The organism is Streptomyces sp. NPDC020884, assembly GCF_044333935.1.
In the GTDB taxonomy this organism is placed as follows: Bacteria; Actinomycetota; Actinomycetes; order Streptomycetales; family Streptomycetaceae; genus Streptomyces.
The window spans coordinates 44,951-58,184 of sequence record NZ_JBIRRY010000003.1 but is presented as its reverse complement, the minus strand read 5'-3'; the positions used below and the strand labels follow the sequence as shown (position 1 = coordinate 58,184).

The window sequence follows — 13,234 nt, the reverse complement described above, 5'->3', positions numbered from 1 at the left end:
ACAGGGGGTGGCTCCGTCATGCGCAGACCGGTGGCGATCGTGACCGCGCTCGTGCTGTTCGGGGAGGCGGTGGGCATCGTGCTCATCAACGCCGTCCTGGCCACGGTCGCCGAGAACCAGAACATGTCGCTCGCCGGCCTGGACCCGGACGCCATGTCCGCGGGGACCTGGGTGATGGGCGGCGTCTCCGGGCTGCTGCTGGTCGGGTGCGGGCTGACAGCGCTGCTCGCCGGGGTCCGCGACCGCGCCCCGGGACGCTTCGGACGGATCGCCCTGATCGGCTGCGCCGTCGTGCACGGCGTCCTCGGCGCGGTCACCGTCGGCCTGGTGGGCTGGAGCGCTTTCGTGTTCATGATGATCGTGCTGGCCCTGCTGGTGCTCACCCTGCTGGCGTACGGGCCCGAGACCCGGGCCGATGACGGGGTGGGCGAGGAGGCGGCCCCGGCGGCCGCCTGAGCGCCGCCCCGGAGCCGGTCTCAGACCCACAGCTCGGTGACGGAGACGTCCAGCTCGCCCAGCAGCCGGCGCAGCAGCGGCAGCGAGAGCCCGATGACATTGCCGTGGTCGCCCTCGATGGAGTCGACGAACGGCGCCGAGCGGCCGTCCAGGGTGAACGCCCCCGCGACATGGAGCGGTTCGCCCGAGGCCACATACGCGGCGACCTCCGCGTCGCTCGGCTCGCCGAACCGTACGACGGTGGACGCCGTCGCCGAGGCGTGCCGGCCGGAGGCGGTGTCGATCACGCTGTGGCCGGTCCGCAGGATGCCGGACCGGCCGCGCATCGCCTTCCAGCGGGCGGTGGCCTCCTCGGCGTCGGCCGGCTTGCCGAGCGCCTCGCCGTCCAGCTCCAGCACCGAGTCGCAGCCGATGACCAGGGCGTCCGCCGCCTCGGGGCGCTCCGCGACCGCCGCCGCCTTCGCCCGTGCCAGGACGAGCGCCAGCTCGGCGGGGGTCGGTGCGCTCAGCGCGTCCTCGTCGACCCCGCTGACGATCACCTCGGGGGCGAATCCGGCCTGCCGCAGCAGACCGAGACGGGCGGGGGAGGCGGAGGCGAGCACGAGACGGCGCTGCTGCTGATCAGTCATACGGGCCATCGTAGAAGGGCCCGCGGGGCCCTCTGGCCGGGCCTCAGCGGATGCCGAGGACGTACATCGCCACCAGCATCGCCAGGGCCACCAGGAAACCCGCTCTGCGCATCATGGCCTGGGCGTCGCGCAGTTCCTTGGGCGGCTTGTTCTCGGGGTCGGACCAGAGCATGCCTCGATCCTGCTGCGCCGCCCGGCCCCGCGCCTGAGTACGGGTACTCAAAGCCGCCCCCGCCGTGCGGACGGGGGCGGCTCGCGGCGGTCCGGCGGCTCAGGCCGGCCAGTACGTCCGGGCCCAGGCGCGGGGGCCCGGCTGCCGGCTGCCCGCGCGGGCGATGCGCCCCGGGTCGGACCACTGCTCGGGCGGCAGGGGTGCGCCGGACGACACGGCGGACGCCGCCGCGGCGCGCGCCCGGACCACCGCGAGCGCGGCGGCCAGTTCCTCCGGGGTGGGGTTGCCCCGTACGACCTTGATCATGGGCAGGCCTTTCTGCGAGTGGGCGGTCCGAACGGAAGGACCTAGAGCGGGATGTTGCCGTGCTTCTTCGGGGGCAAGGTTTCCCGCTTCGTACGCAGCTGACGCAGGCCCTTGACGATATGGGCCCGGGTGTCCGACGGCATGATCACCGCGTCGACGTAACCGCGCTCGGCCGCCACGTACGGGTTGAGCAGCGCGTCCTCGTAGTCCGTCATCAGCTCGGCGCGCTTGGTGTCCGGGTCCTCGGCGGCGGCGATGGTGCGGCGGTGCAGGATGTTCACCGCGCCCTGCGCCCCCATGACGGCGATCTGCGCGGTCGGCCAGGCGAGGTTGAGGTCGGCGCCCAGGTGCTTGGAGCCCATCACGTCGTACGCGCCGCCGAAGGCCTTGCGGGTGATGACGGTGATCAGCGGGACCGTCGCCTCCGCGTAGGCGTAGATCAGCTTCGCGCCGCGCCGGATGATGCCGCCGTGCTCCTGGTCCACGCCCGGCAGGAAGCCCGGCACGTCCACGAAGGTGATGACGGGGACGTTGAACGCGTCGCAGGTGCGGACGAAGCGCGCCGCCTTCTCGCCGGCGTTGATGTCCAGACAGCCGGCGAACTGCATCGGCTGGTTGGCGACGATGCCGACCGGGTGGCCCTCGACCCGGCCGAAGCCGGTGATGATGTTGGGCGCGAACAGGGCCTGGGTCTCCAGGAACTCGCCGTCGTCCAGCACGTGCTCGATCGCGGTGTGCATGTCGTACGGCTGGTTCGCCGAGTCCGGGATGAGCGTGTCCAGCTCGCGGTCCTCGTCGGTGGTGGCGAGGTCCGCCTCCTCCGGGAAGGCCGGGGCCTCGGAGAGGTTGTTCGAAGGCAGGTAGGACAGCAGCGACTTGACGTACTCGATGGCGTCCTTCTCGTCGCCCGCCATGTGGTGCGCCACCCCGGAGGTGGTGTTGTGCGTACGGGCGCCGCCCAGCTCCTCGAAGCCGACGTCCTCCCCGGTGACCGTCTTGATGACGTCGGGACCGGTGATGAACATGTGCGAGGTCTGGTCGACCATCACCGTGAAGTCGGTGATCGCGGGGGAGTAGACCGCACCGCCCGCACACGGGCCGACGATCAGCGAGATCTGCGGGATCACCCCGGAGGCGTGCACGTTGCGGCGGAAGATCTCGGCGAACAGGCCGAGCGCGACGACGCCTTCCTGGATCCGCGCGCCGCCGCCGTCGTTGATGCCGATGACCGGGCAGCCGGTCTTCAGCGCGAAGTCCATGACCTTGACGATCTTCTCGCCGTAGACCTCGCCGAGCGAACCGCCGAAGATCGTGAAGTCCTGCGAGTACACGCAGACCGGGCGGCCGTCGACCGTGCCGTAACCGGTGACGACACCGTCTCCGTACGGGCGGTTCTTCTCGATGCCGAAGTTGGTGGAGCGGTGCCGGGCGAACTCGTCGAGCTCCACGAAGGAGCCCTCGTCCAGGAGCAGCTCGACCCGCTCACGGGCCGTCAGCTTGCCCTTGGCGTGCTGCTTCTCGACCGCGCGGGCCGAACCGGCGTGCGTCGCTTCGTCGATGCGGCGCGTCAGGTCCGCGAGCTTGCCCGCGGTGGTGTGGATGTCGCTTAGCGGCTCGGACATCGGGGGGAGGCTCCCTGCCTGGTCACGGGGACGACGTCTGGCGCCGGTCACGGGGGGACGGCCAGCCGTCAGTCCGGCTCTGGCTACTGACTCGTAGCGTATCGGCGCGACTCCGGAAAGGCAGTGCGTCCTTTGCCACACCTAGGGTGGGTTGCATGACACCACCGGATGCGCCACACAACCGCTGGTCGGACCTGGACCGGCCGCCCCTCAACGTGACCGCGCTGCGCCGCGGACTGCTGCGGCCGGACGCGCGGTGGACGTCGCTGGAGGTCGTGGAGACCACCGGATCGACCAACACCGACCTCGCCGAGCAGGCGCGTTCCGGGGCGGTGGGCGAGGGCGCCGTGCTGGTCGCCGAGGAGCAGACGGCCGGGCGCGGACGGCTGGAGCGCACCTGGACCGCGCCGCCCCGCTCCGGACTGTTCTTCTCGGTGTACCTGGAGCCCGGCGACGTGCCGGTGGAGCGCTGGGGGTGGGTGCCGCTGCTGGCCGGGGTCGCCGCGGCGACCGGGCTCGCGAAGTCGGCGGGTGTCGACATGTCGCTGAAGTGGCCCAACGATCTGCTCGTCACGGTGGCGGGGGAGGAACGCAAGGCCGGCGGCATCCTCGGCGAGTTCGCCGGGGGCGGCATCGTCGTCGGCCTGGGCATCAACGTCTCGCTGCGCGCCGACGAGCTGCCCGCCCCCACCGCCGGATCGCTGGCCCTCGCCGGAGCGGTCTCCTGCGACCGGGAGACCCTGCTGCGCGCCGTCCTGCGCTCGCTGGAGCACTGGTACGACCGGTGGAGGGCGGCGGACGGCGACGCGGCCGCCAGCGGGCTCCAGGCCGCCTACGCGGCGGGCTGCGCCACGCTCGACCGGACGGTGCGGGCCGAGCTGCCGGGCGGGAAGTCGCTGGTCGGCGAGGCGGTCGCGATCGACGGGGACGGGCGTCTCGTCCTCTCCACCGAGGGCGGGCTCCAGCACCCGGTGTCGGCCGGCGACATCGTCCACCTGCGGGGCGCGGCGGGCGGCCTGACCTGAGGCGGGTTCCCGACCCCGACGGGCGTACCGGCGTCCACCGCGGACGCCCGGATGTCACGCGCGACGCACCGGTGGCGGGCAGCCAAGGACGTGAGCTGGGGCACACCTGCCGTATCGTTGAGGCGATCCAGCGACAGATCGGCAGGGCAGTGCGCAGGGAACGGGCAGGAGGCGGCTGGTGACCGTCGGCGACACGACGTCCGGCACGGGTGAGGAACCCGGGTCGGACTCCTCGGTCCACGCCACACCCCACCACGAGGTCGACCACACGGTGGAGCCGACCGACGACCCCCTCGCCATCCGCCTCGAAGCGCTGATCCTGGGGGCCGACCGGCGATACACGCCCTTCCAGGCGGCCCGCACCGCCGGCGTCTCCATGGATCTGGCCTCCCGGTTCTGGCGGGCCATGGGCTTCGCCGACATCGGCCAGGCCAAGGCGCTCACCGAGGCCGACGTGCTCGCCCTGCGGCGGCTCGCCGGTCTCGTCGAGGCGGGGCTGCTCAGCGAGCCGATGGCGATCCAGGTCGCCCGGTCGACCGGACAGACCACCGCCCGGCTCGCCGAATGGCAGATCGACTCGTTCCTGGAGGGTCTGACCGAGCCGCCGGAGCCCGGCATGACCCGCACCGAGGTCACGTATCCGCTGGTCGAACTGCTGCTCCCGGAGCTCCAGGAGTTCCTCGTCTATGTGTGGCGCCGCCAGCTGGCCGCCGCCACCGGCCGGGTCGTGCAGGCGGCGGACGACGAGGAGATGGTCGACCGGCGGCTCGCCGTCGGCTTCGCGGACCTGGTCGGCTTCACGCGGCTGACCCGGCGCCTGGAGGAGGAGGAGCTCGGCGAACTGGTCGAGTCCTTCGAGACGACCGCCGCCGACCTGGTCGCCGCGCACGGCGGCCGGCTCATCAAGACCCTCGGCGACGAGGTCCTCTTCGCCGCCGACGACTCGGGCACGGCCGCCGAGATAGCGCTCCGGCTGATCGAGACCCTGTCCCAGGACGAGACGATGCCCGCCCTGCGGGTCGGCATCGCCTTCGGCACGGTCACCACCCGGATGGGCGATGTCTTCGGCACCACGGTGAACCTCGCCAGCCGGCTCACCTCGATAGCTCCGAAGAACGCCGTACTGGTCGACGGGGCGTTCGCCGAGGAGCTGGTCCGGCACGGAGAGGCCCCGGAGTCCGAGGCGCAGGCCGCCGAGGCCGTCGCGGCCGCCGCCGAACGGGCCCGCCGGGCCGAGAAGGAGGGCCGCGAGCCGGACGACGAGCCGCCGCTGCCCACGTACCGCTTCGGGCTCCAGCCGATGTGGCAGCGCCCGGTGCGCGGGCTCGGCGTCGTGGAGCCGTGGCTGCTGGCCCGGCGCGGCAAAACCGGCTCCTGAGCGGTGACGCGTTCGCTCACCGCCCGCTCTGTCGGTCCGGCGGTCGCCCTGTCTAGGATCCCTGTCGATAACGCTCGTTAACAGGCGTCGTCGAGCGGACGTCGTCAACCGACAGGGGTGCAGCCATGACCGTCACGTCCGAGCAGCGGTTCGGGGAGTTCGTCGTCGTACGGCGGCACGAGGGGCAGGACCACGTCGCCGAGCTGGTCCTCGACCGGCCGAAGGCCATGAACGCCGTCTCCACCGACATGGCCCGCTCCATCGCCGCCGCCTGCGAGGCGCTCGGCGCGGACCGGGACGTCCGGGCGACCGTCCTCACCTCCAGCCACGACCGGGCCTTCTGCGTGGGCGCGGACCTCAAGGAGCGCAACTCCTTCACCGACGCCGATCTCGTACGCCAGCGGCCCACCGCCCGCGCCGCCTACACCGGGGTCCTGGAGCTGTCGATGCCGGTGATCGCCGCCGTGCACGGCTTCGCCCTCGGCGGCGGCTTCGAACTCGCCCTCGCCTGCGATGTGATCGTCGCCGACGCCACCGCCGTGGTCGGACTGCCCGAGGTGTCCGTGGGCGTCATCCCGGGCGGTGGCGGTACGCAGCTGCTGCCGCGCCGGGTGGGGGCGGCGCGCGCTGCCGAGCTGGTCTTCAGCGCCCGCCGGGTCGAGGCCGCCGAGGCGCGCGAGCTGGGCCTGGTGGACGAGCTGGTCGAGGCGGGCCGGGACCGCGAGGAGGCCCTCGCGCTGGGCGGCCGGATCGCCGCCAACTCGCCGGTCGGGCTGCGCGCGGCCAAGAAGGCGCTCCGGCTGGGGCAGGGGCTGGACCTGCGGGCGGGCCTGGAGGTGGAGGACGCGGCCTGGCGGTCGGTGGCCTTCTCCGGGGACCGGGCGGAGGGTGTGGCCGCGTTCAACGAGAAGCGCCGCCCCGACTGGCCCGGTGAGTGAGCCCCGGCGCGGTCACCCAGGGTGAGCGCTTCATCAGAAATAGTTGAAATTAGTTACGCATCAAACTGATCAAAAGGGGACAAATCTACATAGGCTGGAGGAATGGGTGGTGACGATGCGCGGCTACGGGCCGTGGTTTCGCTGGCGCAGACCATGGCCGCGGCCTACACGCCGCGTGAATCGTGGCGGGCGGCGGCGCTGGGCGCCTGCGAGGCGCTGAGCGGCAGCTTCGCCGCGCTCTCCGTGTGGGAGCGGGACCGGGGCAGGCTGCGGGTGCTGGTGAACGCGGGGCAACGGGCCGAGGGGGAGGAGGAGTTCCCCGAGGAGGAGGCCTATCCGGTCCATGAGTTCCCGGAGATCACCGAGTTCCTGCACGAGCGCTGGGCCGGCGGCGGTGAGCCCGACGCCTGGGTGGAGACCGCCGACGGACTGCCCGGCGCGGGCGCTCCGGCGCGCGGCGCCCGCCCCTACTGCCACCAGCGGGTCGCGGCGCTGCGGCGGCGCGGCCGGGGCTGCTGCGTGGTCGCGCCGATCGTGCTGCACGGCCGGGCCTGGGGCGAGCTGTACGTGGCGCGGCCGGCCGGACAGCCCGTCTTCGACCGGGCCGACGCCGACTTCGCGACCGTGCTCGCCGCTGTCGTGGCCTCCGGGATCGCGCAGACCGAGCGGCTGGAGGAGGTCCGCAAGCTGGCCTTCACCGACCCGCTGACCGGCCTCGCCAACCGCCGCGCGGTCGACATCCGGCTCGACGAGGCCATCGAGCTGCACCGCGCCGACGACACCGTCGTCAGCCTCGTCGTCTGCGACCTCAACGGCCTCAAGACGGTGAACGACACCCACGGCCATGCCGTCGGCGACCGTCTGCTGGAACGTTTCGGCTCGGTGTTGTCGCTGTGCGGGGCGATGCTGCCCCAGGCGCTGGCGGCCCGGCTGGGCGGCGACGAGTTCTGCCTGCTCGCCGCCGGGCCCCCGGCCGACGCGGTGGTCGGCGTCGCCACCGAGCTCTGCGACCGGGCGGCGGTGATCGACCTGGGCAACGGCGTCGCCTGCGGGGTGGCCTCCACCGGCGATCCGATCGGCCCGGTGCGGTCGGCCCGCCGGCTGTTCCGGCTGGCGGACGCCGCGCAGTACCGGGCCAAGGCCGCGGGCTCGCCGGGGCCCGTGGTGGCCGGGCGGGACGGCGAGGTCGTCCGGCTCGCGGACTCCCCGCCGAAGTCCGCCCACGACCGGCGCAGGCTGCGCGGCAACCGCGGCTGAACGACGGGCCCGCCCGCGGTCGCCCGCAGGGGTTTCAGTGCGGCGGCGGCATCGGGTCCAGGGCGTTGGCGATGGTGCAGCCTCCCTCCCCGGGCATCCGCTGGATCCGGGACGGCACCCACGCCTCGGTGGTGCCGGGGCGGACGTGGCCGAGGAGGCAGTCCTGCGGGTCGTGGCCGTTGCCCTTCAGCGACAGGAGGACGCCGACCCGGTCGGCGCCCGCCTTCACCTCGGTGCGGATCGCCGGGTCCAGGTCCAGTGCGGCGAGCGTGCGCCGCACCTCCGCCTCGTCCACCCGGCCGCCCTCCGGCACCCGGGGAAGCCGGGCGCGCAGCTGCTCGTACGGCAGCCGGGGCGGTTCGGGCGGCGGGGCGAAGGTCAGCGGAGGGCCGTCCGGGCAGTCCACGTCGCGGGGCGTCTCGCGCCACTCCGACGTGGGCGACACCCGCACCGAGAAGCAGCGCCGCACGGTGACGGGGTCGGGGTCGAAGGTCTGGTTGTACGCCGACCCGGACGTGCGGACGACCACGTGGACGCCGTCCCCGTCATGGGTCGAGGTGCCCGTCACCCGCAGGACCTCCACCCCGTCGACGGCGGCGGCGGAGCGCCCGACCTCCTCCGCCGTGCGCGGATGCTGGCCGTGCAGCCGCTCGCCCGCCGTCCTGGCCACATCGCGGGCGGCGTCCGTCGCCTCGCCCTCGGAGGACCGGAGCACGCCGCAGCCGGCGGCGAGCAGCAACAGCGGTGCGAGGAGCAAGGATCGGCGCATGGGAACACTCTTGCGGGATCGCGCGCGAGGGTCCATCCGCCCGGGTACTCAGCCGGTTCCGTAAGGGGCCCTGAGCGGCACCGCTAGTGACATGAAGGGTTTCAGTCCGTACGCTGCTGAATATGGATATGCACACTGTCGTGGTGGGGACGTCCGGGACCACCGCCGAGGATGTCGTCGCCGTGGCCCGCCACGGCGCCCGGGTCGAGCTCTCCGCCGCCGCCGTGGAAGCCCTGGCCGCCGCCCGTCTCATCGTGGACGCCCTCGCCGCCAAGCCCGAGCCGGTCTACGGCGTCTCCACCGGCTTCGGCGCCCTCGCCAGCCGCCACATCAGCCCCGAGCTGCGGGCGCAGCTCCAGCGCAACATCGTCCGCTCGCACGCGGCGGGCATGGGCCCCCGGGTCGAGCGCGAGGTCGTCCGCGCCCTGATGTTCCTCCGGCTGAAGACGGTCGCCTCCGGCCACACCGGCGTACGCCCCGAGGTCGCGCAGACCATGGCCGACCTGCTGAACGCGGGCATCACGCCCGTCGTCCACGAGTACGGCTCGCTCGGCTGCTCCGGCGACCTCGCCCCGCTCTCGCACTGCGCGCTCACCCTGATGGGCGAGGGCGACGCGGAGGGCCCCGACGGCACGGTCCGCCCGGCGGGCGAGCTGCTGGCCGCGCACGGCATCACCCCGGTCGAACTCCGTGAGAAGGAGGGCCTCGCCCTCCTCAACGGCACCGACGGCATGCTCGGCATGCTTGTCATGGCCCTCGCCGACCTGAAAAGCCTCTACACCTCGGCCGACATCACCGCCGCCCTCTCCCTGGAGGCGCTGCTCGGCACGGACAAGGTCCTCGCCCCCGAGCTGCACGCCATCCGCCCGCACCCCGGCCAGGGCGCCAGCGCGGACAACATGCTGCGGGTGCTGGCGGGTTCCGGCCTGACGGGCCACCACCAGGACGACGCGCCCCGGGTCCAGGACGCCTACTCGGTGCGCTGCGCCCCCCAGGTGAACGGCGCGGGCCGCGACACCCTGGACTACGCGGCGGTGGTCGCGGGCCGCGAACTGGCCTCCTCGGTCGACAACCCGGTGGTGCTCCCCGACGGCAGGGTCGAGTCCAACGGCAACTTCCACGGCGCGCCCGTGGCGTACGTCCTGGACTTCCTCGCGATCGTCGCCGCCGACCTCGGCTCGATCTGCGAGCGCCGCACCGACCGGCTGCTCGACAAGAACCGCTCGCACGGGCTGCCGCCGTTCCTCGCGGACGACGCCGGGGTCGACTCGGGCCTGATGATCGCCCAGTACACCCAGGCCGCCCTGGTCAGCGAGATGAAGCGGCTCGCGGTCCCCGCCTCCGCCGACTCCATCCCGTCCTCCGCGATGCAGGAGGACCACGTCTCCATGGGCTGGTCCGCCGCGCGCAAGCTGCGCACCGCCGTGGACAACCTGACCCGGATCGTCGCCGTCGAGCTGTACGCCGCGACCCGCGCCGTCGAGATCCGGGCCGCCGCGGGCCTCACCCCCGCCCCCGCCTCGCAGGCCGCGGTGGACGCGCTGCGGGCCGCCGGCGCCGAGGGGCCCGGCCCGGATCGCTTCCTCGCGCCGGACCTGGCCGCCGCCGACACGTTCGTCCGGGAAGGGCGTCTGGTCGCGGCCGTGGAGCCGGTCACCGGGCCGCTGGCCTGAGCCGGTCCCGTACGAGTGAGGGCTGCCGCGCCGGTGGGTGCGGCAGCCCTCACCCGTAGGCCGGCGAGGGTCAGAGCGCCGCGCGGGTCCCGGCCCCGGAGTGGCGCACCGCGTAGGTGACGAAGCCCGCGCCGAGGCCCAACAGGGCGGTGCCGCCGATGAGATACGGGGTGGTGTCCACGCCCGTGCCGGTGTCGGCGAGGCGTGGGCCGGAGGCGTCGTCGGCCGGCTCGGCGGTCCGGCCGGACGGGGCGGCGGGGGCGCCCTGCGAGCCGTTCTCACCGGTCGCGTTGGCCGACGGGACGAACCAGAGAGCGGCCAGCAGGGTGCCTGCGGCGGTGGTGGTCAGCAGTGTGCGACGAGCGACGGACACAGATTCGATCCCCTTGCGACAACCATGAGTTAGCCCCGTGGGCCGATGCTAAGCAAAGCAGCGGGTCGGAGGAAAGTCGCGGCCTCGCCGAGCCTTACGCTCCGGCCTATGAGCACAGAAGAGACATCCAGGTTTGTTCGACTTCGCGTGGAGATGGTGCTGGAGGTCACCGACCTCGACGCCCTTACCGGCACCGCCCTCGAATCCATCGCCGCCGAGTACGGGGAGCCCGTCTCGACGGTCGCCGGAAGTGACACCGCCGAGGAGCGGATGCATGCCGAGGCCACGGTCCGGGCAGACGGTGCAGAGGCCCTCGCCTCGCTGGTCGACCCCTTCGACCTGGTCAGCGAGGTGCCCGGGGTCGAGCTCGCCCAGGCCTCCTGGAGCAGCGAGAGCATCGACTACGACCCCGAAGCGGAGGGCTGGGACGACGCGGACGACGGCGACGAGGACCTCTTCCTGCCACGGGACGAGGGCGATGAGGAGGGGTATGACGACGCGGTCGCGCACAATGGGAAGAACGACGGCGAGGACGGTGACCCCGCGCAGCGGGTGTGACGTGTGAGAACACCGGCCCCGGCCCCGCTGACCTGCGGACCGGGGCCGCACCGTGAGGCGGCGGAAACCGGGGCCCGGCCACGGGAACCGCCGCCGCCGCGGCCGCGTCGATGAGTGGTGTTCCCCACATCTGTCGTGGATGCGGAACGGAGCACCCTTTCCGGGTGTTCTTGGAACATTGACGGGGAATGCCCGCCTGGCGGTCCCGTCCGGGGATTTTGGGGAAATCGGCAACGATGGAGAAGCGTGTGATGACGGACAGCAAGCGGCGCAGGGGCCTCGTGGCCGTGTCCGCACTGCTCGGCGGCGTGCTGGTGCTTTCGGCCTGTAGCGACGACGGAGACAAGGGCGGCAAGACGAGCGCCGGGAGTTCGGAGTCGTCGCAGCGGGAGGTGGACAAGGCGGCAGCCGCGGACGCCTCCGAGGCGCAGATAGCGATTCTGCCGAAGAACGGCGCGACCAACGCCAGCATCAACAACGCGGCCAAGGTCACCGTCACCAAGGGCAAGCTGACCGAGGTCGTCATGACCACGGCGGACGGCGAGGCCGTCGAGGGCACCCTGGCGGCCGACGGGTCCAGCTGGAAGCCCGCGGGGCAGCTGGAGCGGTCCACCACGTACAAGATCGATGCCACGGCGGCCGACTCGAAGGGCCGCGAGGCCCACGAGAACAGCTCCTTCACCACCGTCTCGCCCGACAACAGCTTCATCGGGAACTTCACCCCCGAGGACGGCTCCACGGTCGGCGTCGGGATGCCCGTCTCGATCAACTTCAACAAGGCGATCACGGACAAGAAGGCCGTCCAGGACGGCATCACCGTGACCACCAGCAGCGGCCAGGAAGTCGTCGGCCACTGGTTCAACGCCCAGCGTCTGGACCTGCGCCCGGAGGACTACTGGCAGGGCGGCTCCACCGTCACCCTGAAGCTGGCGCTCGACGGCGTCGAGGGCGCGGACGGCGTCTTCGGCGTCCAGCAGAAGACGGTGACCTTCAAGGTCGGCCGCAACCAGGTCTCCACCGTCGACGCGCAGACCAAGACGATGACGGTCACCCGCGACGGCAAGACGATCAAGACGATCCCGATCTCCGCGGGCTCCCCCGACAACCCCACGTACAACGGTCAGATGGTGATCTCCGAGAAGCACAAGGAGACCCGTATGAACGGCGCCACCGTCGGCTTCACCGATGACGACGGCAAGGGCGAGTACGACATCAAGGACGTGCCGCACGCCATGCGCCTGTCCACGTCGGGCACCTTCATCCACGGCAACTACTGGGGCAAGGGCATCTTCGGCAACGCCAACACCAGCCACGGCTGCGTGGGCCTCGCCGACGCCAAGGGCGCGAACGACCCCAACCAGCCCGCCGCCTGGTTCTACGACAACTCCATCGTCGGCGACGTGGTCATCGTGAAGAACTCCCCGGACAAGACCATCACCCCGGAGAACGGCCTCAACGGCTGGAACATGAGCTGGGCCGAGTGGACGGCCGGCTCCCAGGCCTGATCCACCGGCCCGTTCCCCGCACCACCCCGTCCCCGCCCGAAGGCGGCGGCCCCCGAGCACTCGGGGGCCGCCGCCTTCGGCGTCGGGGGCGGCGCGACCTCCCGTCGGGGGACGCATGACCTCCGGAGTAATCGACGCCCTCCGTCCCGCCCGGCAGCATCGTGGGTGTCCCGAAGAGCCACCCGACAGCACGGAGGACCGGATCATGACCGCGTACGCCATCGCCCACCTGCGCCCCGCCGACGGCCCCGTCGAGGACGAGGTGCTGAGCTACATCGAGCGGATCCAGGCCACCATGGAGCCCTACGGAGGCCGCTTCCTCGTGCACGGCGCGGAGGCGGAGGTGCTGGAGGGGGGCTGGCCGGGCGCGCTGGTCATCATCGGCTTTCCCGGGGTCGAGGAGGCCCGCGCCTGGTACGCGTCCCCCGCCTACCAGGAGATCCTGCCGCTGCGCACCCGGCACCTCGACGGTGACGTGGTGATCCTTCCCGGAGTCGGTCCGCGGTACGACGCGTCGGCCACCGCGGCGGCGATGCGGGCGGCGCGGGACCGGGTGGCGGGCTAGGCGTGGGG

The 13,234-nt window shown here is 72.6% G+C and carries 15 protein-coding genes; 9 read left to right on the top strand and 6 right to left on the bottom strand.

The genetic code is table 11. The annotated features are described in order from the left end of the window. Positions 1–18 precede the first annotated feature (18 nt). Positions 19–456 carry a hypothetical protein gene (locus ACH4UK_RS11135; RefSeq protein WP_398355776.1) on the top strand — a complete coding sequence of 146 codons (438 nt, stop codon included), beginning with the start codon at positions 19–21 and terminating at the stop codon, positions 454–456. A gap of 20 nt (positions 457–476) precedes the next feature. On the opposite strand, the gene ACH4UK_RS11130 is transcribed toward ACH4UK_RS11135, so the two are convergent. From ACH4UK_RS11130 to ACH4UK_RS11115, 4 genes are all read right to left on the bottom strand, one after another. Further along, entirely contained in the window at positions 477–1,094 is a 618-nt protein-coding gene (locus ACH4UK_RS11130; protein WP_398355775.1) for a nucleoside triphosphate pyrophosphatase, read from the bottom strand. Positions 1,095–1,128: 34 nt separating this feature from the next. After that, on the bottom strand, positions 1,129–1,257 hold the full coding sequence (gene mmpB / locus ACH4UK_RS11125) for a morphogenic membrane protein MmpB (protein ID WP_398355774.1): 129 nt from the start codon (positions 1,255–1,257) through the stop codon (positions 1,129–1,131). A 99-nt stretch (positions 1,258–1,356) separates the two neighbouring features. Beyond that, entirely contained in the window at positions 1,357–1,563 is a 207-nt protein-coding gene (locus ACH4UK_RS11120; protein WP_398355773.1) for an acyl-CoA carboxylase epsilon subunit, read from the bottom strand. A 41-nt stretch (positions 1,564–1,604) separates the two neighbouring features. After that, positions 1,605–3,185 (bottom strand): acyl-CoA carboxylase subunit beta, encoded by a 1,581-nt coding sequence (locus ACH4UK_RS11115; RefSeq protein WP_398355772.1) that lies wholly within the window; start codon positions 3,183–3,185, stop codon positions 1,605–1,607. Positions 3,186–3,340: 155 nt separating this feature from the next. On the opposite strand from ACH4UK_RS11115, the gene ACH4UK_RS11110 reads away from it, so the two are divergent. The 4 genes from ACH4UK_RS11110 (at position 3,341) to ACH4UK_RS11095 (ending at position 7,783) form a co-directional block, all read left to right on the top strand. Beyond that, positions 3,341–4,210, top strand: coding sequence for a biotin--[acetyl-CoA-carboxylase] ligase (locus ACH4UK_RS11110; protein WP_398355771.1), 870 nt, complete (start codon positions 3,341–3,343; stop codon positions 4,208–4,210). A 178-nt stretch (positions 4,211–4,388) separates the two neighbouring features. Continuing rightward, entirely contained in the window at positions 4,389–5,588 is a 1,200-nt protein-coding gene (locus ACH4UK_RS11105) for an adenylate/guanylate cyclase domain-containing protein (protein WP_398355770.1), read from the top strand. Between the two features lie 125 nt (positions 5,589–5,713). Beyond that, the gene (locus ACH4UK_RS11100; RefSeq protein WP_398355769.1) at positions 5,714–6,526 is read left to right on the top strand and encodes an enoyl-CoA hydratase/isomerase family protein; all 813 of its coding nucleotides are present in this window, start codon (positions 5,714–5,716) and stop codon (positions 6,524–6,526) included. 102 nt (positions 6,527–6,628) lie between these two features. Further along, a complete protein-coding gene (locus ACH4UK_RS11095) occupies positions 6,629–7,783 on the top strand; it encodes a diguanylate cyclase domain-containing protein (protein WP_398355768.1) in 1,155 nt (384 codons plus the stop codon). 34 nt (positions 7,784–7,817) lie between these two features. Here ACH4UK_RS11095 and ACH4UK_RS11090 read toward each other — a convergent pair whose 3' ends face one another. Then, positions 7,818–8,552 (bottom strand): translation initiation factor IF-2, encoded by a 735-nt coding sequence (locus ACH4UK_RS11090; RefSeq protein WP_398355767.1) that lies wholly within the window; start codon positions 8,550–8,552, stop codon positions 7,818–7,820. A gap of 122 nt (positions 8,553–8,674) precedes the next feature. On the opposite strand from ACH4UK_RS11090, the gene hutH reads away from it, so the two are divergent. Next, positions 8,675–10,225 (top strand): histidine ammonia-lyase, encoded by a 1,551-nt coding sequence (gene hutH, locus ACH4UK_RS11085; RefSeq protein ID WP_398355766.1) that lies wholly within the window; start codon positions 8,675–8,677, stop codon positions 10,223–10,225. A gap of 70 nt (positions 10,226–10,295) precedes the next feature. Here the strand turns inward: hutH and ACH4UK_RS11080 are convergent, their stop codons facing one another. Continuing rightward, the gene (locus ACH4UK_RS11080) at positions 10,296–10,598 is read right to left on the bottom strand and encodes a hypothetical protein (protein WP_398355765.1); all 303 of its coding nucleotides are present in this window, start codon (positions 10,596–10,598) and stop codon (positions 10,296–10,298) included. 108 nt (positions 10,599–10,706) lie between these two features. Here ACH4UK_RS11080 and ACH4UK_RS11075 point away from each other — a divergent pair, with 108 nt between their 5' ends. The 3 genes from ACH4UK_RS11075 (at position 10,707) to ACH4UK_RS11065 (ending at position 13,226) form a co-directional block, all read left to right on the top strand. Continuing rightward, the gene (locus ACH4UK_RS11075; protein ID WP_398355764.1) at positions 10,707–11,156 is read left to right on the top strand and encodes a hypothetical protein; all 450 of its coding nucleotides are present in this window, start codon (positions 10,707–10,709) and stop codon (positions 11,154–11,156) included. 236 nt (positions 11,157–11,392) lie between these two features. Next, positions 11,393–12,661 carry an Ig-like domain-containing protein gene (locus tag ACH4UK_RS11070; RefSeq protein WP_398355763.1) on the top strand — a complete coding sequence of 423 codons (1,269 nt, stop codon included), beginning with the start codon at positions 11,393–11,395 and terminating at the stop codon, positions 12,659–12,661. A gap of 205 nt (positions 12,662–12,866) precedes the next feature. Further along, complete coding sequence (locus ACH4UK_RS11065) at positions 12,867–13,226, top strand: DUF1330 domain-containing protein (RefSeq protein WP_398355762.1); 360 nt, start codon at positions 12,867–12,869, stop codon at positions 13,224–13,226. Positions 13,227–13,234 lie beyond the last annotated feature (8 nt).